20 protein-coding genes are annotated in these 22047 nt (G+C 35.0%); 10 read left to right on the forward strand and 10 right to left on the reverse strand.

The genetic code is table 11. The annotated features are described in order from the left end of the window. Positions 1 to 5: 5 nt before the first annotated feature. From RTX21_RS04415 to RTX21_RS04440, 6 genes are all read right to left on the reverse strand, one after another. Positions 6 to 740 (reverse strand): rhamnogalacturonan acetylesterase, encoded by a 735-nt coding sequence (locus RTX21_RS04415; protein WP_312765579.1) that lies wholly within the window; start codon positions 738 to 740, stop codon positions 6 to 8. Between the two features lie 126 nt (positions 741 to 866). After that, complete coding sequence (locus RTX21_RS04420) at positions 867 to 2120, reverse strand: glycoside hydrolase family 88 protein (protein ID WP_312765581.1); 1254 nt, start codon at positions 2118 to 2120, stop codon at positions 867 to 869. A 257-nt stretch (positions 2121 to 2377) separates the two neighbouring features. Then, complete coding sequence (locus tag RTX21_RS04425) at positions 2378 to 3031, reverse strand: DUF1080 domain-containing protein (RefSeq protein ID WP_312765582.1); 654 nt, start codon at positions 3029 to 3031, stop codon at positions 2378 to 2380. Between the two features lie 41 nt (positions 3032 to 3072). Beyond that, entirely contained in the window at positions 3073 to 3741 is a 669-nt protein-coding gene (locus RTX21_RS04430) for a DUF2461 domain-containing protein (RefSeq protein ID WP_312765584.1), read from the reverse strand. 62 nt (positions 3742 to 3803) lie between these two features. Next, positions 3804 to 4721, reverse strand: a complete 918-nt coding sequence (locus RTX21_RS04435; RefSeq protein WP_312765586.1) for a T9SS type A sorting domain-containing protein — start codon at positions 4719 to 4721, stop codon at positions 3804 to 3806. A gap of 89 nt (positions 4722 to 4810) precedes the next feature. Further along, positions 4811 to 5542: a DNA-formamidopyrimidine glycosylase family protein gene (locus tag RTX21_RS04440; RefSeq protein ID WP_312765588.1), complete on the reverse strand. Its 732-nt coding sequence runs from the start codon at positions 5540 to 5542 to the stop codon at positions 4811 to 4813. Between the two features lie 72 nt (positions 5543 to 5614). Here RTX21_RS04440 and dgt point away from each other — a divergent pair, with 72 nt between their 5' ends. Then, on the forward strand, positions 5615 to 6970 hold the full coding sequence (gene dgt, locus RTX21_RS04445; RefSeq protein WP_312765590.1) for a dGTP triphosphohydrolase: 1356 nt from the start codon (positions 5615 to 5617) through the stop codon (positions 6968 to 6970). A 75-nt stretch (positions 6971 to 7045) separates the two neighbouring features. Here the strand turns inward: dgt and lipB are convergent, their stop codons facing one another. The 3 genes from lipB to RTX21_RS04460 form a co-directional block, all read right to left on the reverse strand. Next, positions 7046 to 7756, reverse strand: coding sequence for a lipoyl(octanoyl) transferase LipB (gene lipB, locus RTX21_RS04450; protein WP_312765592.1), 711 nt, complete (start codon positions 7754 to 7756; stop codon positions 7046 to 7048). Positions 7757 to 7865: 109 nt separating this feature from the next. Continuing rightward, complete coding sequence (locus tag RTX21_RS04455) at positions 7866 to 9140, reverse strand: T9SS type A sorting domain-containing protein (RefSeq protein ID WP_312765594.1); 1275 nt, start codon at positions 9138 to 9140, stop codon at positions 7866 to 7868. 198 nt (positions 9141 to 9338) lie between these two features. Further along, positions 9339 to 10130: a T9SS type A sorting domain-containing protein gene (locus RTX21_RS04460; RefSeq protein ID WP_312765596.1), complete on the reverse strand. Its 792-nt coding sequence runs from the start codon at positions 10128 to 10130 to the stop codon at positions 9339 to 9341. Positions 10131 to 10235: 105 nt separating this feature from the next. Between RTX21_RS04460 and RTX21_RS04465 the strand changes: the two genes are divergently transcribed. The 8 genes from RTX21_RS04465 to RTX21_RS04500 all read left to right on the forward strand — a co-directional run bounded on the left by RTX21_RS04465 (position 10236) and on the right by RTX21_RS04500 (position 19050). After that, positions 10236 to 12371 carry a TonB-dependent receptor domain-containing protein gene (locus RTX21_RS04465; protein ID WP_312765598.1) on the forward strand — a complete coding sequence of 712 codons (2136 nt, stop codon included), beginning with the start codon at positions 10236 to 10238 and terminating at the stop codon, positions 12369 to 12371. Between the two features lie 11 nt (positions 12372 to 12382). Continuing rightward, entirely contained in the window at positions 12383 to 13465 is a 1083-nt protein-coding gene (locus tag RTX21_RS04470) for an HmuY family protein (protein ID WP_312765600.1), read from the forward strand. 18 nt (positions 13466 to 13483) lie between these two features. Continuing rightward, complete coding sequence (locus tag RTX21_RS04475) at positions 13484 to 14365, forward strand: ABC transporter substrate-binding protein (RefSeq protein WP_312765602.1); 882 nt, start codon at positions 13484 to 13486, stop codon at positions 14363 to 14365. A gap of 92 nt (positions 14366 to 14457) precedes the next feature. After that, positions 14458 to 15498 carry an iron ABC transporter permease gene (locus tag RTX21_RS04480; protein ID WP_312765603.1) on the forward strand — a complete coding sequence of 347 codons (1041 nt, stop codon included), beginning with the start codon at positions 14458 to 14460 and terminating at the stop codon, positions 15496 to 15498. Continuing rightward, positions 15495 to 16271, forward strand: a complete 777-nt coding sequence (locus RTX21_RS04485; RefSeq protein WP_312765604.1) for a heme ABC transporter ATP-binding protein — start codon at positions 15495 to 15497, stop codon at positions 16269 to 16271. Before RTX21_RS04480 ends, RTX21_RS04485 begins: the two co-directional genes overlap by 4 nt. Before the next feature lie 125 nt (positions 16272 to 16396). Then, entirely contained in the window at positions 16397 to 17041 is a 645-nt protein-coding gene (locus RTX21_RS04490; RefSeq protein ID WP_312765605.1) for a class I SAM-dependent methyltransferase, read from the forward strand. Positions 17042 to 17153: 112 nt separating this feature from the next. Next, positions 17154 to 18176: a ChuX/HutX family heme-like substrate-binding protein gene (locus RTX21_RS04495; RefSeq protein ID WP_312765607.1), complete on the forward strand. Its 1023-nt coding sequence runs from the start codon at positions 17154 to 17156 to the stop codon at positions 18174 to 18176. 79 nt (positions 18177 to 18255) lie between these two features. Beyond that, a complete protein-coding gene (locus tag RTX21_RS04500; protein WP_312765609.1) occupies positions 18256 to 19050 on the forward strand; it encodes a ChaN family lipoprotein in 795 nt (264 codons plus the stop codon). A 123-nt stretch (positions 19051 to 19173) separates the two neighbouring features. Here the strand turns inward: RTX21_RS04500 and RTX21_RS04505 are convergent, their stop codons facing one another. Beyond that, positions 19174 to 20772 (reverse strand): S8/S53 family peptidase, encoded by a 1599-nt coding sequence (locus RTX21_RS04505; RefSeq protein WP_312765611.1) that lies wholly within the window; start codon positions 20770 to 20772, stop codon positions 19174 to 19176. Positions 20773 to 20904: 132 nt separating this feature from the next. Here RTX21_RS04505 and RTX21_RS04510 point away from each other — a divergent pair, with 132 nt between their 5' ends. Further along, positions 20905 to 22044, forward strand: a complete 1140-nt coding sequence (locus tag RTX21_RS04510; protein ID WP_312765613.1) for a DegT/DnrJ/EryC1/StrS family aminotransferase — start codon at positions 20905 to 20907, stop codon at positions 22042 to 22044. The last annotated feature ends 3 nt before the right edge of the window (positions 22045 to 22047 follow it).

Consider the following 22047-nt stretch of genomic DNA (forward strand, 5'->3'; position numbering starts at 1 on the left):
ATGAGTTATTTGATGTATTTTTCTAATCCAGTATTTAAAGTTTTCAGAGCGTTGACAGCAAGCTTTGCAACTGTGTTTGCGCCTAACTTAGACAAGTGCGTGTCATCTGCTTTGTCTTTGTCATAATAAGGATTTTCGCCTGCTTTGAAATGAAGATGGAGTAATTTTGATTTTTCAGGACCTGCAGAAATTTCCATTTGCTCAGTCAATAATTGCATATCAACGAAAGGAACTTTCATAGCATCCGCAACTAATCTTACCACCAAAGGATATTCTTTGTGTGTATCAATTAAAACTCCATTCTCATTGAAATTTCTTCTTGTGATTGAGGTCATCAGAATCGGAGTTGCACCTTTGGTTCTGGTTTCAGTCACATATCTTTCCAGATTGGCTCTGTATTGTGTGTAAGGATTGGTAAATTTTGTAGAATCTTTCAGTTTTTGGTCGTTATGCCCAAATTGAATGATAACAAAATCTCCCTTTTTGAGCTGCTTCTCCACCTTGTCCCAACGACCTTCCGTTCTGAAACTTTTCGAGCTTCTACCATTCATTGCGTGATTTTGGATTTCGATTCCGGTTGTGAAAAACTGAGGTAAAACTTGTCCCCAGCCGTGTTCGGGATTTTTTTCAGGATTGTCTTTGTTGGACATTGTTGAATCACCAATTAAAAATAATGTCGGTTTCTGAGCCCAAATCATTAATGACAGAAACAGAAATAGGATTGAAAGTTTTTTATTCATTTTGAAATTGTTTAACATTGAATCGCACGCAGCCCGGCTTGAACGGAGCTCTTTTTGTGAAGCAAAGCGGAACAAAAAAGCGGGAGTGGAAGACGGAAAAGCTGCCCTAATTTAAATAATTATAGTTTATTTCTCGAATTCTAAACTTGCCAAAATAAAAGGCCCTGTTCCTTTCCCGTCATTGGAACGGATTTTTTCATTGACGTAATATTCGTAAGAACCGTCTCTATAAGGTTTTCCGCCTAAACCTGCAACAGCACAACATTTATTGAGATTGACAACACCATTTTCGTCAACAGTAATTAAATTTTTGATAATTCCATCGTAACCTTTTTTAGCAGGAGCTTTATAAGGTTGTGGCAAATAGCCTTCGTTCACAGATTTGATAATGGTATAAACAAACATTGCTGAAGCGCTTGCTTCCTCATAATTACCATTTTCCAAAGGCTTATCCAAAACCTGATACCAAAGTCCAGATTTTTTATCCTGAACTTTTATGATTGCATCAGCGTAAGATTTGATATAGGAAATGATTCTTGCTCTTCCAGGATGGTCTTTTGGCAAGGAATCCAAAACATCAACCATTGCCATTCCGTACCAACCCATTGCTCTACCCCAAAAATTAGGAGAAAGTCCTGTTTGTTTATCTGCCCAAGCTTGCTCTTTGCTCTCGTCCCAAGCGTGATAAAGCAATCCTGTTTTTTTGTCCAAAAGGTTTTTCTGAACCGAATCAAATTGAAAAACGATATCGTCATACGCTTTCTCAGCATCTTTTCCTTTGGTAAAATCTCTTGTATAGTGCGTGTAAAAAGGCATTCCCATATAGAGTCCGTCCAGCCAAACCTGGTATGGATATATTTTTTTATGCCAGAACGAACCTTCTTTGGTTCTGGGTTGTCCGTCGATTTGTAAACGTAGAGCCTGAAGCGCTTTCAGGTACTTTTCTTTTTTCTCTTTTTCGTAAAGATAAAGCAATACGTTTCCGCTATTCAACATATCGATATTATACTTTTCCAGCTCATATGTCTGAATGGTTCCATCTTCATTAATTAACTTTTCTCCGAAACCACTGATGTAATTATAGTATTCTTTCTTGCCGGTTTTTTCGTATAGTTTCTCTGCGCCGTCTAAAACAATGGCAGAAGGATAGGTCCATTTTGGACTCTTGCTGAAGTCCAGCATCCAAGCTTCTGGAAAACGATGCATCTCTGAGAGGAGCATTCTTTCTGACCAATTCAGATTTGTAGGAACAACTTTTCCTGATTGGGATTTTGAAGTTTCTGTTTTGGTTGTCACTTTTGATTGTGCAGAAACCAATAATATTCCGGAACTCAATGTTGTGAAAGCGAGAATTTTTATCGTATGATTTATTAAATTCATTATTTTAAATTTTGACATTGATCTATCGCAATTTAAATTAATTGGATTTACTGATCATCCTGCACTGTCGGGATAGTAAAAATTCATTTATTAAAATTAAAGATATTTTTGAGTTTTAATTCTGAGTCAGAATTGTCTGATTGTTGATGAAGGAGAACACCAAACATTGGCACTTGTATAATAGGGTAGTCGATTCCTGATAATTTGGTAATATCATTGTTCCAATTCATTTTTGTAAACAGAAAATTAAGATTTTACTATTTCGAGATTTGTTTCAACCTTATATTCTTAAAATCTATAGCAGAACCTTCATAGTTCAAAGAAATTCTGCCCTCGGTAGAAGTAGCTTCCGTTGCTTCGTTGACAAGTTTTCCATTAAGGAATTGTGTGATTTTTCCATCAACAGATTTGATAATAATAGAGTTCCATTCGCCGTAAGGTTTTTCATTCTCCGAGAATTTAGGAGAAGTGACACTTGCTCCGGCCTCAACTTGTTTTCCATTGACTTTTGCAGTTACCTGATCCAGAAAAATAAAATCTCCGGTCGTATTTTCCTTAATCTGAAACTGAATGCCTTTTGGCCAAACTTTGTCGGGAGAATTTGTGGGAATGTTGTACATAACACCACTGTTCATTTTGCCTTTTGATTTGTATTTCTCATCTAAGTTCCATCGGTAGTCCAAGGTCAGTTCGAAATTAGAATAACTTTTTTTCGACATCAGATAGCCAATGTTTTCGCCATGCATTCTTATGATCCCATCAGAAAATTCATAAACTTTGGTTGGTTCCTGTTTTTCGGAACTTGTCTTGGTGTAGGCGTACCAATCATTCTCAGACCACGTTTTTTGCTGGACAGCACAGGAATTTAAAATAAAAAGAAAAAAGAGAACAAAAATTATTTTTTTGAACATATGTTTAGGTATAACAGAGTATATGAAAAATAACTTGTTAATTATTTCTCTATAGCCTCATTCAAAAACTCATTAAAAGGATAGATTTCTTTAAAGATTTTAATAGTATTCTTCACAAAATTTTCATCAAGAACATCTTCATCCGATAAAGCATGAAAAACCGTAAACTGTTTGAATTTCAGATAATCACCCATCGGGTCTTCCTTACCAAAACTCTGAGGAACTTTCACCAGTCTGTCTCCTCGTAATTCGAGGTCATCTTTAAATGATTTTTTATTGATGATTTTTAAGAAGTCTTCACTTTCGGAACTGATTTTTTCTCGGATAGCTTTCAGGTTTTTTGTTTCGGTCATATAAACACCGCCAGCAAGGAATGATTTGCCAGGTTCTATATGAACATAATAACCCGCACTGTTGAGTGTTTTCGGACCTTTTTCTACAAGAGAGGCTCCGATATTGGTTTTGTAAGGTGTTTTATCTTTGGAAAATCTGGTGTCTTTGTAGATCCTGAAAATACAGTTTTTAGCTTCTAATCTTTCCACACTTTTATCAAACTCGGAAATGCCGGAAATAATTTCGTTGACAACATTTTCGACATTTTCTTTGGCCTTCAAATAAAGGTTTTTATTTTCATTGAACCAATCTCGATTGTTATTGATTTCGAGTGTGGAAAGGAAGTTCAAAGTTTCCGGATTTATGATGCTTTTCATCAGAATAATATTTTGATTAAAATTAAATAAAAAATCCTGCTTTATCGGCAGGATCTTCAATTTTATTGTTTGATGAATTTCGAATTGTAAGTTTTGTTTTTATCTGTTTTGATATCAATTAGATAAACACCTTTTGACAAACTTTCTACATTGATCTCACTTTGATTGGATAAGGTTTTTACCTTTTGTCCTGCAACATTATAAATGCTGACCTCGCTGATGTTTTCGTTGTTTGGAATATTGATTTTCAGAAGATCTTTTACAGGATTTGGATAAAGTTTGATATTGTCTTTTTTAACATCAGTAACAGCCATTACTTCATCATTGATTTTGATATTGTCAATATAAGCACCACCTGAAAAATTGTCATGAAGAAGATTAATTCCTATAATATTGGTTTTGGAGAAGTTTGGTATAGTATGAACTAAGGCACCATCAACATAGAATTTGATTTCATTTTCAGAAGTGACAGATTTCAGTTTATACCATCTGTTGGCTTCCCAGTTGAAATTGGTACTTTCGTACTGATAATCTTCATTTTTCACGACTTCTAAAACACCTAAAGAATTAAAAGCGAAAATAGAAACAGGCATACACTCATCGGTATCAACAACACCAAAGATCCCAAAATCAAAATTGGATGCTTCTTTTTCTGTAATAAGTACATCCATTTCTATTGTGGTATTCTTATAATCGTACGCATTATCAAACAATTTTGCCGCACCAAAGATGGGGAAGAAAAGAAAGTTTTCGTCTAAATCAACATCTATTTTTATGGACTGAGTTCCTTCTGACGCTTTTTCAGTAGTTATTACCTGATTGTTGATTGGCTCATCATCACTGTTAAGTGTAACTTCCCATCCATTTTGTCCGTTGATATTTCCAGTCACATAACCTTCCGAAGCTTCAAAGGAAATAGTTTGTTGGGCAAATATTAATGATGAAAATAGTGATAAAAATAAAAAGTATTTTTTCTTCATAAAATTAAATTTTGCCAATGATAGGGAAAATAATATTCAAATCAAATCTTTGAGCAATACAAAACCTTTTTGAGACGTATGTTTTGGTTTCAATACAATTTTTGGTCAGTTTCACAAAAAAAACTTGCACGTTTAGATTTTCCGGTAATTTTCTTTGTTAAAGGTTTTCCGCAGAATGGACAATTCTTTTGTTCATATACTTGAAATTTCTTTCTTAGTACACCTGAGCGTTTCCATTTATAAAAATCAAAACTGAAATTTCTAGCTTCTGCAATCAAGTCATCGAGTTTTTCAGAAGGAAGATTTCCAAGAAGACTTTCTGGTTGGACGGCAATTCTGAAAAGAGCTTCATTCTTGATAATATTACCGACTCCCGAGAAAATATCCTGATTCATCAATGCGTCACAAACCATCATTTTGGGATTGGATATCAGTTTATTCTTAGCTTTTTCAGAATTCCAGATGTCACTCATCACATCCGCTTCCCAATCAATGGTTTTCATAAAATCGTATGGCAAAAGTTTTACCGAACAAGTGTAAAAGAATGCTTTACCATTTTTAAAACTTAATCCTAAACGAAGATTGCTATCAGGCTTTGTCTGTTCATCAATTTCATAGGAGCCGAACATCAACAAATGGATCCTAACATTGATCTCATCAAAGACAAGATAGGTTTGTTTGCCATAAAGTCTGATTTCTTTCAGTGATTTTCCAAGAAGTATTTTTTCTTCTATTTCTGATCCGCCAACAGCAATAACTTTTTCTCCAACAAATTTCTGGATATCTTCTTTCATCAGAACTATTACAGGACCTTCTGGCATTGCAAAATTTTTTCAGGAAAAATCAAATATTGTTCCTTTAAAAACAAAATATGCCTTATTTTTGAATCCATTATGGATTTGAATTCAATTTTTACCAATCAACGTACAGGAAATAATCCGCATACTAAAGCTTCCAGAACCGATTTCCAGAGGGATTTTGATAGGATTATTTTCTCTTCGGCATTCAGAAGGCTGCAGAACAAGACTCAGGTTTTTCCACTTCCGGGAAGTGTCTTTGTACACAATCGTTTGACCCATTCTTTGGAAGTTTCTTCCGTCGGAAGGAGTTTGGGAAGTGTGATTGGAGAATTCATCCATGATAATTATGAAAGTGATCTGACTGAGGATTCTAAAAGTTTTTATCTTCATAATCTCAGTAATGTTATTGCAGCAGCTTGTCTTTGTCATGATGTTGGAAATCCTGCTTTCGGACATTCCGGAGAAGATGCGATTGCCAGTTATTTTGACAGAAATGAGAGAGATTTGAAATCAAAATTCAATGAAAAAGAATGGGCCGATCTGGTGAATTTTGAAGGTAATGCCAATGCTATAAGAGTTTTAGCCCAACAGCAACAAGGAAAAGATGCAGGCGGAATCCAATTGACCTTTGCAACTTTGGCAAGTATTGCAAAATATCCTTGTGAAGCGATTGCTAAAAAGAAAGGAATCATCCATCGTAAGAAATTCGGTTTTTTTCAGAATGAGAAAGATATTTTTCTTGATATTGCCAAAGGAACCTCCATGATTCAGGAAAACGAGAATCCTTATATTTTCAAAAGACATCCGTTTGTTTGGCTGGTAGAAGCCGCGGACGATATTTGTTATAACATTATCGATATGGAAGATGCGCACAGATTGGGCATCGTCTCAACTGCTGATTGTAAAAATCTCTTTTTTGAATTGATCAAATCCGAGACAGATGATATTGATAGAGTAGAACGTAAACTGAATTCTATTGGTAATGAGAATGAACAGATCTCTTATCTGCGAGCTAAGGTCATCAATGCTTTGATCAATAAATCTGTAGAGTTTTATAAAAGTAATTTTAATACAATTTTGGATGGAAATCTGGATAAAGGACTTCTCGATATTTATAGATTTGAAAATAAAACATTACAGGACATAGAAAGCTTTTCGATTGAAAGGATATATAACCATAAAGCTGTTGTGGAAATAGAAAATGCCGGTTATAATGTGATGTACGAGTTGCTTGATCATTTCATTCCATCTATTTTAAAGTCGCCTGGCGAGAGAAAATCTTATGATAATAAAGCTTTGAAACTTCTTCCGAAACAATTCTTTTACGAAGATGGGACGGATTATCAAAAAGTTCTAGGTGTTATTGATTTTGTTTCCGGAATGACCGATAATTTTGCAACCGACCTTTACAGAAAGATCAAAGGAATCGATATTGGAATGACGATGTAATTGAGATTTTAAATTATGAATTATAGATTTTAGATTAATGCAATTTAAAATTTATCATCTAAAATCTATAATTTTTTAAGCTAATTCGCAGCCAAAAACATCTGCAAAGTGTTTTTTGATCTTTTGTTTGACTTCTTCAAAATCTACTTCCCTTTCAAGTTCACGTTTCATAGAAGTGACTTGTTTATCAGTGATTCCGCAAGGGATTATATATTCAAAGTAGCGCATATCTGTATTGACATTCAGAGCAAATCCGTGGATTGTGACCCAACGAGAAGCTTTTACGCCCATCGCGCAAATCTTTCTTGCGTAAGGCTTTCCGACATCAAACCAAACACCCGTTTCTCCAGGAGAACGTTCGCCTTTTAAGCCATATTCTGCAATTGTTCGGATGATGACTTCTTCCAGATCCCGCATATAACGATGGATATCTGTGTAGAAATTTTCCAGATCTAAAATAGGGTAGCCAACAATCTGTCCAAATCCGTGATAGGTAATATCGCCACCACGATTTACTTTGACGTAAGTTGCTTCGATTTCCTTAAGCTTATTTTCATTGGCCAAAAGATTTTCCTCGTGACCACTTTTTCCAAGTGTATAAACGTGCGGATGTTCTACAAAAAGTAAATGGTTTTCGGTCGTTTTCAAATCCTCAGGATCTTCCCGGTTATGAATTTTGATATCGAGATTTTGTTTGAGTAATTCTTCCTGATAGTCCCAAGCTGGCTGATAGTCTTTGATACCAAGGTCTTGGAACTTTACTTTTTTATTGATGAGGGAATTCACTTTGATTGGAATTATTTATACAAATTTACTCATTATTTTACCAAACTACAAGAAACGGAAAAACCACCCGTAGGTGGCTCTTATAAAGAATAAAATCTGAAAATATGGCTTACTTTACAATAAGCTTTTTGGTTTCCGTCTGTCCTCCATAAGTGATCTTTACCAAATAAGTTCCTGTGGAAAGCTTATTGAGGTCAACCTCTTGTGTAGAGAAGCCAGACTTGTTTATGATAGACGTTTCATATACTTTTTTTCCTGAGAAGTCGAATACTTCGATGTTTCCATTTTTAGAAGCTGCTTCTTTCACATCAAATAAGATGTTGACTTTTTTGTCTTCTTTAGTCGGATTTGGATAGATTCCGAAAGTTCCTTTTTTACCAAAATCCGCTACAGCCAATTCGTTTGTTACATTTTTGTATTTGAAATACATGTTGCCAGTCGTAGCACCACCGTTAGAAGTGAAATACAATCTATAATAGTTGCTTCCTTCTTTGATATAATAAACTACATCTGTATATACGCCAGTTGTCGGCTTCCAGGAATGTCCAATTGTAGTGATGTTTTTTGAAAAAGAAGCTTCAGCAGGCGCATTGTTGACAGAAGTTGCCTGGGTTTCCGGTCTCACGTAGGCAACACTAATATTTGGAGATTGGATAACTCCGGATAATCTGTACATCAAAATATTGTTATAGAAGGTAAAATATCTTGTGAACATCAGGTCCCAGTTGGCTTTTGCCGGCTCCAGGTTATCTACTTTAGCTCCTGTTGTAAAAGAAAAATAGTTGAAGAAAGCATCATCTGTTCCGTTGGCTATCGTTCTTGTTTCTGTCGCATCCCAAGAAGTTCCGTTCCATTTGGAATATTTGAAAGTGTATCCTCCGAAATAATCTGTGATCATAAATTTCACATAAGAAGGATTGGTTCCAAGATATTTCAATACAAATATCACTTTTCCATCAATGTGATGGGTCCCGCCATTATATTCTCCCCAGCCGTATGTTGCAGAACCTTGCTCAAAAGCACCTTCTTCTATTGAATTTGTTTGGTCAGGGTTATATAAAGGTTCTCCCCATGAACCGATGTTTGCAATGTCGATATTATCCCAATCGGCCGGATTGCTGGAAGCTTGGTAGGTTTCTATATTCTGTGCATCATTTATCCTTGACCCAAACCCAAAAGTACTGTTTCTATAAAAAGCTACATCCCAGGTGTTGGCTGGTTGAGAAACGATATTATTGGCTGAAAGATCAAAGAATACTCTGTTTGAGTAATTAGGCCCTGTTGTAAGCTCTACCTGAGTATAACCTAATTCATCTGTTTGGGATAATACAGTTTGGCTAACCGAAAGAGAAAGTGCCGCTGCAAAAAATAGTTTTGTTTTCATATTATAAAATAGTTTAATTTTATTATTTAGAATGATTCTACAAAACTAACAATTAATTTTTATTTAGAATTATTAAAAATTAAAATATTTAATGAGTTGATAAAAATCATATTTTTCTTCTTTTTGTCTTGAAGCATAAAAAAGCCTTTTAAAGTTTTATTAAAAGGCTAGGATATAATTTGGGAAGATGTCCGGCTATTATTTCTTGATGAATTTAGATTTTAGAGTTTGTCCATCTTTGTTCTCGATAACTACGAAGTAAACGCCTGTTCTCAATCCACGGATGTCAAAACTATTGTCATTGATTTTGCCTTCTGTGGTCAATTGCCCGGCTGCAGAATAGATTTTTGTCTTTGAAAGAGCGAAAGGAGATATAAATCTCAATGTTGAGTTGTCCACAGATACGGCAAGTTTCACATTGCTTGAGCTGAAAGCACTTTCGTTAACTGCTAAATTCGTATCATATTTTACATTATCAATTTGTAAAGCAGTATGTGCAGCAGTCGGCGTATGTCTTATAACCAGGTAAGTTCCTGTAGACAAAGGGACATTCACCTTTACATTTTGAATAGTTGTGCTTGTAATTTGTATTGGGTCTCCTACGGCAACGAAGGTTGTCATATCAGTAGGGCTGGATGCCACACCAACCTGAACTGTTGTAGTACCAGGTGAAGAAGCTACCAATCCTGTGTCAAAAGAGATGGCCTTGTCTCCGGCTGGAGCAACTATCTGAGGAGTTACCAGATATAATGGTTGATTCGAACTGCTTCCGGGATAAGCTTGAATAACTTTGTTGGTGGCATCTGCAGCAACAACAATCATCATAGGTTGCGGAGGAAACGGTCCCGTTGGTAAAATGGCGGACCATCCGTTTTGAGGAAAAGTTGTATTACCAGCTGTAAAATTGTTGAAATCTTCGTTGATTGCTGATAATTGTGCTTGTGCAACTACTGCAAATAAGGATGCGGCTAAAAGTAGTTTTGCTTTCATAGGTTTTATTCAGATTTTATTGTTATTTAGAATTATTCTACAAAAATACGAATTTATTTTTAATGATTCTAAATAAAATCTTATCTTCGCAAAAATTTTTTTTCAATGAAGAAACGAACGATGAGCCTTCTGTCTATAACAATTTTGAATTTGGCATATGCACAGAAAGATACTCTTAATCAAAAAAATATTGAAGAAGTCATAATCACGGGGCAGTATACGCCTCAATCTATTAATAAATCTATCTATAAGGTAGAGGTTATCTCAGCTGAACAGATCAAAAATATGGCAGTGACCAATGTTGCCGAAGTTCTCAATCAAAATCTAAATATTTTAGTTTTAAATTCCCGCAGCTCGGGTAATTCTGAAGCTAATATTATGGGTTTAAGCGGTGCCTATACCAAAATTCTTATAGATAATATTCCTGTCGTTAGCGATGAGGGGATGGGAAATCTGGTAGATTTGACAAAAATTAATGTTAATAATATTGAACGTATTGAAATCGTAAAGGGTTCAATGGGAGTAGAGTATGGAAACAATGCTGTGGCGGGTGTTATCAATATTATTACTAAAAAGAATTATGGTAGAAAGGTTACTGCTAATATTTCTCTACAAGAAGAAACTGTTGGAAAAGATTATGACCTCTATAAAAAAGGAAATGGAAGACATGTTCAGAATTTAAATCTTGGATATAGAATTAATGATAACTGGCAAATTACTGCCGATATTAATCATAATGATTTTCAAGGTTTTAAAGGTAGTCTGAAAGGGTATAAATATTTCTCAGAAGGTAATGATAAATTACGAGGTTACGAATGGCAACCAAAAGACATGATTGTTGCTAATGCAGCCATAAGATACTCAAAGAATAAAACATCATTGTTTTATAAAGTTAATTTCTTGAATGAAACGATTAATTATCGTGACTCACAGGTTTTGCCTGAATATCTTGGCAATGGCAACCAAACTTTTTTGGCAAAAGATATTGATTATTTTACGAGAAGATGGATTCATCAGTTTAATATCCTGACTCAAATAGGTTCAAGGATTAATTACTCCGGAGATTTTTCTTATCAGATACAAGAGCGACAATCCCAAGATTATCAATATGATGTTCCTAATAGAATTGTTTTTTCTAAGGATGCAAAGGAAACTTTTTACAAATCAGAATTATTGTACTCCAGAGGGATGTTCAGTAATTTTCTTAATAGTGACAAATTCAATTTTCAGATTGGATATGAGCTGGATAGAACTAAAGGTTTTGCTGATCAATCAACTTTTCCCGACCAAAATAATAATCCAGAAGGGGGAAATGTAAACCGGGTAATCTTTAATTATGCTAATTTCCTTTCAGCAGAATGGAAAACAACAGACAAATTATCTTTCAGACCAGGAGTCCGTTTGGCCTTGAGTGATAAGTTTGACAGTCAATTCAACTATTCATTAACTGGTAAGTATAGCTTTAATGAGAATTCTAACTTAAGGGGGATTTTTGGTTCTGCAAATAGATTCCCGACCTATGAAGAACTTTACTCTTATTTTGTAGATAATAACCATGATTTGAGAGGGAATGAAAATCTTACTCCCGAAACAGGATATTCTGTAGGATTATTTTGGGATTATCAAATCAAATCTTCCGGTAACTGGAATTATAATATAGGATTAAGTGGCTTATATTTAGATGTGGCTGACAGAATAGAAAATATAAATCTTGGTGGTAATAAAGTTACTTATCTTAATGTTGACAATTATAGATCTTTACTATTCGGAGGTGGTTTAGATATTAAAAAAAATAATTTTTCATTCAACACGGGGGTATCTTTGATGGGTGTTTCCCAAGAATTGAATACCGGTTCAATAGAATCTTCCAATGATTTTAATTATTATACAGAAGTAAATGCAGCTGTCAATTACAGACTTTCTTCTCTCAAAACATTATTTGCCTTGTATTACAAATATACAGGCAAAAGAAAAGCTTTTGTGTATCAACCAGGACCTACGGTGGCTGATTCGGGACAATATGTTCTGGGAGATGTACAGGATTATAATATGATGAATTTTACAGTAAGCCAGCCATTTTTCAATAATCATTTTGAAGTTGCATTAGGAATCAAGAATATATTTGATGTGACAACTATTACAAATACTACATTATCTGCGGGTGCTCATAATTCTGCAGCTTCTAATCAAAACTTGTTTTACGGTAGAAGCTATTTTACTCGTTTAAACTATAATTTTTAAGAACATAGAATATGAAAAAGTTATTATTATATATGTCAATAATTTCTGGTCTTTTATTTCAATCATGTATAAATGATAACGAAGACCCTATTCCTATAAGTGGTGTTGGAGATGTTATAAGTCCAAATGTAGGAGGTGCAACACAACCAAACCAAGTTTGGTTTGATCTTAGTTCAGGTACAGAAACTATTAATAATAGAACGGATTGGGATTTAGGCTTTTACAATGGGAGTCAGTTTAAGGTTGTACTCAATAGCTCTATAATGATGGCTGCAGCAAAAATTCCAAATGCAACAAATATTGATGCTGTTAATGAATCTGATGTTACAGTATTGAAAACTCAAGTCCAAGTTGCGAACTTTGATCCAAATAATGTTAATTACATCGATACAGTTACAGGAGAATATGCTACAGGATACACAGCAATATCTGAAATTGCAGTCAATGACGCTGATAATGCTATTTATCTTATAAATATGGGAAAAAATATTTATGCTGGCGATGTTCCGATAGGATCGGTCGCAACAGGAGGAGAAGATAGAGGTTGGATGAAAATTCAAGTTGTTAGAAATGGAAATGGATATAAAGTAAAGTATGCAACTTTAAATGAGACGAATCATCAAGAATATATTATAACCAAAAATTCTGATTATAATTTCAATTTTTTTAGCTTGAAGAATAATAATGAATTACTCATTCAACCGGGAAAACACAGCTGGGACCTTTGCTTCACGGTATTTACAAATGTGATTACAGGTGCAGGAACATACATTTATGCAGATTTCGTACTAAGTAATATATTAGGTGGAGTTGCAGCTTACGAAGTAAAAGTAACAGCACCAACAACAGGAGCGGAAGCGTATAATAATTTCACTAAAAATGATATTGATATATCAAAGTTTATAACAAATGACCAACGCGCTATTGGTGCCAATTGGAGAAATCCTGTAGGTACGAATGGTTTGGAAACTTATGGAGACCGTTTCTATGTTGTTCGCGATGCAGAGGGCTACTATTTCAAAATCAGGTTCACAAGAATGACAAGTACAGAAGGTGTTCGTGGCTACCCTCAATTCGAATACAAACCACTTTAATCAAACCAAAATAAACCTATGAAAAATATCAGAATAGCTGTTCTTTCAGCACTGCTTTTAGCGGGTTTTTCTTGCAAAAAAGAAGATTCTAAAGTTGCTAAACCCGAAGAAACAAAAACAGAAGCTCCAGTTTCTAATCAAAAAATAGTAAGCATCAGTGGTGGTGTAACAGAGATTGTAGCAGCTCTCGGCCACGGAAAAGAAATTGTTGGAATTGATGTTACAAGCACTTATCCTGAAAGTTTGAAATCTACCGCAGAAGAACTGGGTCACGTTCGTTCTATGACCATCGAACCAATTATGAAGCTTAACCCAACTTTGATTTTAGCTTCTGATAAAGACATTAATCCTGATTTATTAGAAAAAATAAAAGCCTCTAAAATCCAAACTGAGTTATTTAAACAAGAGTTTTCAATTGATGGAACTAAGAAATTGATTGACCAAGTGGCGAAAGCTTTAGGCAATACAAATCAGCAGGCATTATTAAATAAAATCGATGCGGATGTAAAACAAATCCAGCCAATAGCTAAGAAACCGAAAGTCCTTTTCATCTACGCAAGAGGAAATATGATGATGGTTGGTGGGAAAAACACGCCAATGGCAAGCATTATTGAGATTGCTGGCGGAGAAAATGCTGCTAACGATTTCGAGGATTTCAAACCTTTGACACCGGAAGCAGTTGTCCAATCCAATCCTGATGTATTACTGTTCTTCACAAGCGGATTACAAGGCTCTGGCGGAATAGAAGGTGCTCTTAAAATGCCTGGAGTTCCTCAAACCAATGCGGGTAAAAACAAGAAAGTGATTGCACTTGATGGTGGATTATTATCATCTTTCGGACCAAGAGTTGGCGAAGCAGCATTAAGCTTAAACAAATTATTAATCGAATCTTTGAAGTAACTTTTCTTCCATTTCTGGAACCTAAGAAAAGTTTAATAAATAACAGAATTAAGTCTTGATTCTTTCATCTTGATTCTCTAAGTCTTATTAATTTGAAATCAAAAAGTCTTACATTTTACGCCATCATCGGTATTATTTTATTAATACTGATGATGGTTTTAGCTTTAAATATTGGAGTTTACGATTTTGGTAATTCCTCTTCTTACGAAGTGTTATGGAAGTTTTTAACTAGTGATACTTCATTATCATTAAGTGAAAAATACGTGATTTGGGAAGTCAGAACTTCTCGAATAATAATGGCAGTTTTAATAGGAAGTATGTTAGCAGTTTCAGGAACTACGTTGCAAGGGATGTTCAAAAATCCTTTAGCAACCGGCGAATCCATTGGTTTAACATCTGGAGCTACATTGTTAGCTGCAATTGCAATCGTTCTCGGACATACTTTTGAACAATATCTTCCGGAAATCATAAGAAATTCCTTAGTCGGCGTTTCTGCATTTGTAGGTGCTTTTTTAGCAATGGTCAGCGTTTACAGAATTTCAACAAGCGCAGGAAAAACAAATGTAGTGATGATGCTGCTTTCCGGAGTTGCTATTACATCTATTGGTTTTTCGATCACAGGATTCTTGATTTACATTTCTAAGGACGAACAACTTAGAGACTTAACATTCTGGAATCTAGGGAGTTTAGCTGGTGCAACTTGGACAAGAAACATTATTTTATCAATTGTCTTATTGTTTTCTTACACTATCATATTACCAAAAGGAAAGGCCTTGAACGCAATGTTATTGGGAGAAAAAGACGCACAGCATTTGGGAATCAATGTCGAGACTTTGAAAAAACAAATCGTATTGATAACTTCATTAATGATAGGAACGTGTGTCGCATTTTCGGGTACAATCGGTTTTGTGGGACTTATTGTACCTTACATTTTGAGATTGTTATTCCGTTCGGATTATCATTTCATTTTGCCACTATCAGCAATTTGTGGAAGCATATTGTTATTGCTTGCGGATACAATCAGCCGAACAATCGTTGCGCCTTCGGAATTACCAATCGGGATTTTAACATCATTGATTGGAGGTCCGATTTTCATTACGATTTTAATCAAATATAAAAACACACTAAGATGATAAGAGGACATAAGATAAATTATCAGAGTCAGAATGTCAGCATCTTAAAAAGTGTTGATGTCAATGTCGGTTACGGCGAATTCTTGGCAATTGTTGGCCCAAACGGAGCAGGAAAATCAAGCTTATTAAATGTCTTGGCTAAAGAAATAAAAACCGATAAAAAGCAGGAGATATTCTTCAAAGACAAAATAATTTACGATTGGAAACTCGAAGAATTATCAAAGCACAAAGCCAAGTTTTCTCAGCATAACGCTCAAGATATCCCGCTTTTGGTCAAGGATGTTGTGATGATGGGGCGTTATCCATACTTCGGTTCTCAGCCGACTTTGGAAGATATAAAATCGACGGAAATTGCTATGGTGGAAACTGAGATTATTCATTTTCGAGAAAGAGATTACAACTCGCTTTCCGGAGGTGAAAAGCAGAGGGTTCATTTGGCGAGAGTTCTGTCTCAGTTGGATAACGAGATTGCGCACAGGCTTTTATTTTTGGACGAGCCACTCAATAATCTGGACATCAAACACCAACACAATACATTAGAATTAATTAAAAAATTTACTCAAAATAATAACACTGCAGTCGTTGTTTTACACGATTTGAATTTAGCTGCCGGTTTCGCAGACAAAATTCTGTTGATGGAAAAAGGTGAGGTTTTAGCTTACGGTGCTCCGGAAGAGGTTTTTACGGAAGAGAAAATCAGTCGTGCTTACAACTTTCCATGTACCATTTGCAAACATCCGGTCAACGACAGTACAATGATTTTATTTGGTTAAAAAGCTTACAAAGAGATTAATTATGGCAGCTTAATCCGCCCTCCGTTCCCGCTATCCGCCTTCAGCGGATGAGCTCCACTCAGGTCGGGCTGCGTAAGATTCTCTGTTATAATAAAAACTAAAAAATGACAGAACAAGAACTCAAAATATTAGCAAAAAACCTAGCAAATCCCGAAGGAGATATTGGAAAAGAGGTCGCAAAAATGATGAATGAAACCAATATTTCTATGACCAAGGAAACCATCAAAGCTTTGCATTTAGTTGATAATGATAAGGTTTTGGAACTCGGTCACGGTAATGCAGGGCATCTTTCTTATCTTTTGGATTTTGCAGAAAACATTCAATATACAGGTTTAGAAATTTCTGAAACAATGAAATCCGAAGCCGAAAGTATTAACTCAAAATATCTTTCTCAAGCAGAATTTCATTTATACGACGGAAACAAAATTCCTTTTGAAAATGAAACGTTTGATAAAGTAATGAGTGTCAACACGATTTATTTCTGGGAAAATCCTGTAGAATTCTTCAACGAGGTTTATAGAGTTCTTGAAAAGAATGGAAGTTTCGTTCTAACGTTTGCGAAAAAGGACTTTATGAAAACATTACCTTTTACATCAGACTTCAAATTATATATTTACGAAGATGTGGAAGAATTGGTAGCGCAAACCAAATTCAAAAGAGTGATTCGCTCCGACAAAGAAGAGTTTATCTTGAGCAAAACAGGCGAACCTGTAAAAAGAGAATACAAAGTTTTAACAATCAAAAAATAATTTCAACTTATATAAGCGAAAGCGTGAGCCTTACAACAGCTAGTTTTAAAAAAAAACTTTGTGCGCTTTGTGTTAAAAATATTATCAATAATTAATCAAAAAACAAATCAATATGAGTACAATAACAAACGATTTAAAAGAAAAATGGGAAGCTCTGAAAGCAGAAAATCCACACCTTAGAATAAGAAATGCAGCAGAACAATTAGGCGTAAGCGAAGCCGAACTTTTGTTGACTAATGTTGGAAATGGAACTACAGTTTTAAATTCAGACTTTTCAGCACTTCTTCAAGAAATTGAAAAGTTGGGGAAAGTAATGGCTTTGACAAGAAATGACGAATGTGTACACGAGAGAAAAGGTATTTATTTGAATCCGGATTTCAGCAATCCTCACGGGCAGGTTTTCGTTGGAGAAGACATCGATTTGAGAATCTTTATCAATTCTTGGAAATTCGGGTTTTCTGTGGTTGAAGGCGATAGGAAAAGCTTCCAATTCTTCGGAAAAGATGGGTTAGCTCTTCATAAAATCTATTTAACAAACAAAAGCAATGAAGCAGAATTTGATGCTTTAACAGAAAAATATAAAGCTAACGAGCAGTCTGCAGAAATCGTAACAGAACCAATCGCTCCAAAACCTACAGAAAAAGCAGATTCTGAGATTGATGTGGCTTGTTTCCAACAAGCTTGGAAAGACTTGAAAGACACACATGATTTCTTTATGATGACCAAAAAATTCGGAGTTAGCAGAACGCAGGCTTTAAGATTAGCACCAGAAGGTTTCGCTCAAAAAATCGATAATTCTAAGGTTGTGAATGTATTGGAAGATGCTTCTGAAAAACAGATTCCAATAATGGTTTTCGTTGGAAACAGAGGTATTATTCAGATTCATACAGGCGAAGTAAAAAAGACGCTTTGGCATCAGCAATGGTTCAATGTAATGGATCCAGATTTCAATTTACATCTTGATACAACTAAGATTGGAGAAACTTGGATTACGAAAAAACCAACGGAAGACGGCGAGGTAACTTCAGTGGAAGTCTTTAACAAAGACGGTGAATTTATCGTTCAATTCTTTGGGAAAAGAAAGCCGGGCAATCCTGAACTTCAAGAGTGGAAAGACTTGGTTGCAGGTCTTTAAAATTAGAATATAATTATTATTAATCTAGTCGTTTTGAAGTTATAATTGACTTTAGAACGACTTTTTTATTTATTTGGATATGAGAAAGTTAATTCTATTAATTGCGATAATAAGTTTAAGTAATATAAATGCTCAAAGTTTTAATGCTTTTAAATTTTATAATAAGAAATCTAAAGAGATTTCTTCAAAAGATTTAATCAAAGAATTGGCAGATTTTGATGTTGTTTTCATTGGTGAACATCACGATAATTCTATCAATCATTGGTTGGAAAAAAGAATTACTAAAGCTCTTTTTGAAAAGAAAAAAGGACAGATTATTTTAGGGGCAGAGATGTTTGAAAGAGATAATCAGCAAGCTTTAAATTCTTATTTAGCAGGAAAAATCGATGCTAAAAATCTGAAAGATTCTGTAAGGCTTTGGAAAAATTACGAAACCGATTACAGGCCTTTGGTTGATTTTGCTAAAGACAAAAAACTGAATTTCATCGCAACGAATGTTCCAAGAAAATATGCTTCTCAAACTTCCAAAAACGGCATCAATAGTTTAAATGAATTGCCAGAAGCTGAAAAAAAATATATAGCGAAATTACCGATAGAAGTAACTTTGGAGACGCCAGGTTACAAAGAAATGAAATTTCTAATGGGCGACCACGTTGACGAAATAAAATTAATGAATTTCATCTCAGCCCAAGCCATAAAAGACGCTACAATGGCAGAATCAATTTTTCAAAATCTGCAGTCCGGAAAGACTTTTATCCATTACAATGGCGATTATCATAGCAAACAATATGGCGGAATCTATTGGTATCTGAAAAAGAAAAAATCCAAACCTGAAAATCACAGTGATTTCCGTTTTCGAATCGGAAAAATCTGAATTGTCTTTACCTGAAAAAGATTTTGTTCCAACAGAATTCAATCTTGTGATTCCGAATGATATGACGAAAACTTACTGATGATTATAAATAAAAAACGCTAAGAAAATCTCAGCGTTTTTATTTTATTCTTTAATGAATTTCTCTATAGAGTCCCCTGAATCTGTCTTGATTTTTAAAAGATAATTTCCTTTTACAAGTTGGGAAATATTGATCTTATTAGAAAATTCTGTTTTGATCAGTCTGCCCAGATAATCATAAACTTCAACAGAGCTGATTTTTTTATCGGAAGTAATATTGATAATGTCTTTTGCAGGGTTTGGGTAGATTTTGGTTTGAATTTTATTTACATCATTCACTCCAAGATAGGATTGATAAGTTTTATAAAAATTCAGAATTCCGTAGCCCATTTGCGAAGTTGGGTTTGGATAGAGGGATGCATTTTGCCTCAATTTTGTTTTTATTTCTTCTAATGGTGTACCTACAGGTAAAGCTTGTAAAAGACAGGCAACACCACCAGCTGCCACAGGATTGGAAAGAGAAGTTCCGCTAGCTTGGGTAACTTGACTCCCATAAACCGTATAAGTGTCGGTTCCTCTTGCGCTTCCGTCTGGTTTTATCACACCTGCGGAATTTGGCCCAAAAGAAGAAAAACTGGAAACGTTTCCTTGACTTGTAACGGCTCCAATTGTGAAAACTTTTTCATTATCGGCAGGAGTTCCTAAGTAATGCCAAGCACTTGCGCCACTATTGCCGGCAGAAACAGTTAAAAAGATTCCCTTTTCAGCAGCGATTTGTGCACCTCTTGCGATGAAAGATGTTTTTCCATTCATATCAGCATAAGTGTAATCATATCTACTGTCGTCAAAATCTGTATATCCTAATGAAGTAGAAATTATATCTACGCCTTTTCTGTCAGCTTCTTCAGCAGCTTCTATCCAGTAAAGTTCCTCCTCAGGAACTTCATTAGCGCCATCTTCCGAAGCATAAAGATAGAAATCTGCATCTGGAGCAGTTCCCACGAATTGTCCGTCTAAATATCCACCGATTGCTCCCATACAAACAGAGCCATGCGTGTTAAGAGCAGTGTTGTAGATATCTGAATTTTTACTGATGAAATTGTAACCACCTTTGATTTGTCCATTGTCACGAAGTCTTTTATAAGCATTTCCAGTATCTACAGAGGGAAAACCAGTATCGATAACTGCGATGGTCATCCCAGCTCCTGTGAAACCGGCAACATGGAGTGCACGAACATTGATCTGGTTGATCTGGTTCAGACCGCCGCCGTAATTGAAAGTTGTCAATGCATCTCGGTTACTGAACTCCTTGAACTTTTCAATTTTTTCTTTTCTGATTCCACCACTCGGATTTTTAACAAAGCTTTCCACATGGTCAACGTATGTTTGTTGAGATAGCGTTTGAATCTGTGCGGTAGTAGCATTCACAGCAACACCATTCAGCCATTTTGAATAATCGGTGACTGTAAAGCCAAGATCTTTAATATTCTGAATGTATGTCTGTTCTATCGGAGCATCCTGATCTGTCAATGAAATTCCAAGTTTGGTTCTCCTGTCGAGAGATTTTTGTGTAAGTTCAGATAAGGGATTAGAATAGAATGATGTTTTGTTCGGTTTATCTTTGAAGAAAACAAAAACCAGCTCTGTCTGAGCATTGACTATTAAAGACAAGCCTGCTGATAAAATTGTAAAGATTTTTCTCACGTTTCGGGGATTTTGATTTTTTAAACTGATAAATAAATGTAAATTTACAAAATAATGGTTCTGCTTAGAAAGTTGTATTTAATTATTTTAATTCAATGTATAAGAATCCTTTAAAAATTTAAATATTTGATTATGAAGAAAATCCAAATGGTTGATTTACAAAGCCAATATTATAAAATTAAAAGTGAAGTTGACAATGCAGTTCTGAATGTGATGGATTCTGCGGCTTTTATAAATGGTCCGGAAGTGAAATCCTTTCAAGCTGATTTGGAAAATTATTTGGATGTTAAACATGTGATTCCTTGTGCCAATGGTACAGATGCGCTTCAGATTGCGCTAATGGCTCTTGATTTGAAAGAAGGAGACGAAATTATCACTGCTGATTTTACATTTGCTGCAACAGTGGAAGTGATTCATTTATTACAATTGAAATCGGTTTTGGTAGATGTTGATTATGATACCTTTACCATTGATACAGAGGCAATAAAAAAAGCAATTACACCAAGAACAAAAGCCATTATTCCGGTTCATCTTTTTGGACAATGCGGAAATATGGAAGAAATCCTGAAAATTGCGAAAGAACATAACCTGTATGTAGTTGAAGATAATGCACAAGCAATTGGTGCTGATTTCATATTCTCTGACGGAACAGAGAAAAAATCCGGAACAATGGGAACAATCGGAACAACATCATTTTTTCCTTCTAAAAACTTAGGCTGCTATGGAGATGGGGGTGCAATTTTTACTAATGATGATGAATTGGCGCATAGACTAAGAGGAATTGTAAACCACGGAATGTACGAGCGTTATTATCACGACGAAGTTGGCGTTAATTCCAGGTTGGACAGCATCCAAGCTGCGATTTTGCGAAAGAAATTACCAAACTTAGATTCTTACAACGAGGCGAGAAGAAAAGCTGCCGATTATTACGACGAAGCCTTTGCCGACAATGAAAATATCTTGACTCCGAAAAGAGCAGAAAATTCCACGCACGTTTTTCATCAATATACTTTGAGAATCTTAAACGGGAAACGAAATGAGTTACAACAATTCTTGACAGAAAAAGAAATTCCTGCGATGATCTATTATCCGGTTGCGCTTAGAAAACAAAAAGCTTATTATCAGGAAAGTGATCCAGCCGATTTTGTGAATACAGATAAATTACTAGATCAGGTTATTTCTCTTCCTATGCATACAGAATTGGATGAAGAGCAATTGAAATATATTACAGATTCTGTTTTGGAATTCTTTGAAAAAACTAATAACTCATAATTA

The organism is Epilithonimonas sp. (assembly GCF_032054305.1).
Lineage (GTDB): Bacteria > Bacteroidota > Bacteroidia > Flavobacteriales > Weeksellaceae > Epilithonimonas.

Coding starts and splice junctions, on each gene's coding strand:
- RTX21_RS04415 (WP_312765579.1), bottom strand. CDS start 740: ATGAATAAAAAACTTTCAATCCTATTTCTGTTTCTGTCATTAATGATT.
- RTX21_RS04420 (WP_312765581.1), bottom strand. CDS start 2,120: ATGAATTTAATAAATCATACGATAAAAATTCTCGCTTTCACAACATTG.
- RTX21_RS04425 (WP_312765582.1), bottom strand. CDS start 3,031: ATGTTCAAAAAAATAATTTTTGTTCTCTTTTTTCTTTTTATTTTAAAT.
- RTX21_RS04430 (WP_312765584.1), bottom strand. CDS start 3,741: ATGAAAAGCATCATAAATCCGGAAACTTTGAACTTCCTTTCCACACTC.
- RTX21_RS04435 (WP_312765586.1), bottom strand. CDS start 4,721: ATGAAGAAAAAATACTTTTTATTTTTATCACTATTTTCATCATTAATA.
- RTX21_RS04440 (WP_312765588.1), bottom strand. CDS start 5,542: ATGCCAGAAGGTCCTGTAATAGTTCTGATGAAAGAAGATATCCAGAAA.
- dgt (WP_312765590.1), top strand. CDS start 5,615: ATGGATTTGAATTCAATTTTTACCAATCAACGTACAGGAAATAATCCG.
- RTX21_RS04455 (WP_312765594.1), bottom strand. CDS start 9,140: ATGAAAACAAAACTATTTTTTGCAGCGGCACTTTCTCTTTCGGTTAGC.
- RTX21_RS04460 (WP_312765596.1), bottom strand. CDS start 10,130: ATGAAAGCAAAACTACTTTTAGCCGCATCCTTATTTGCAGTAGTTGCA.
- RTX21_RS04465 (WP_312765598.1), top strand. CDS start 10,236: ATGAAGAAACGAACGATGAGCCTTCTGTCTATAACAATTTTGAATTTG.
- RTX21_RS04470 (WP_312765600.1), top strand. CDS start 12,383: ATGAAAAAGTTATTATTATATATGTCAATAATTTCTGGTCTTTTATTT.
- RTX21_RS04475 (WP_312765602.1), top strand. CDS start 13,484: ATGAAAAATATCAGAATAGCTGTTCTTTCAGCACTGCTTTTAGCGGGT.
- RTX21_RS04485 (WP_312765604.1), top strand. CDS start 15,495: ATGATAAGAGGACATAAGATAAATTATCAGAGTCAGAATGTCAGCATC.
- RTX21_RS04490 (WP_312765605.1), top strand. CDS start 16,397: ATGACAGAACAAGAACTCAAAATATTAGCAAAAAACCTAGCAAATCCC.
- RTX21_RS04495 (WP_312765607.1), top strand. CDS start 17,154: ATGAGTACAATAACAAACGATTTAAAAGAAAAATGGGAAGCTCTGAAA.
- RTX21_RS04500 (WP_312765609.1), top strand. CDS start 18,256: ATGAGAAAGTTAATTCTATTAATTGCGATAATAAGTTTAAGTAATATA.
- RTX21_RS04510 (WP_312765613.1), top strand. CDS start 20,905: ATGAAGAAAATCCAAATGGTTGATTTACAAAGCCAATATTATAAAATT.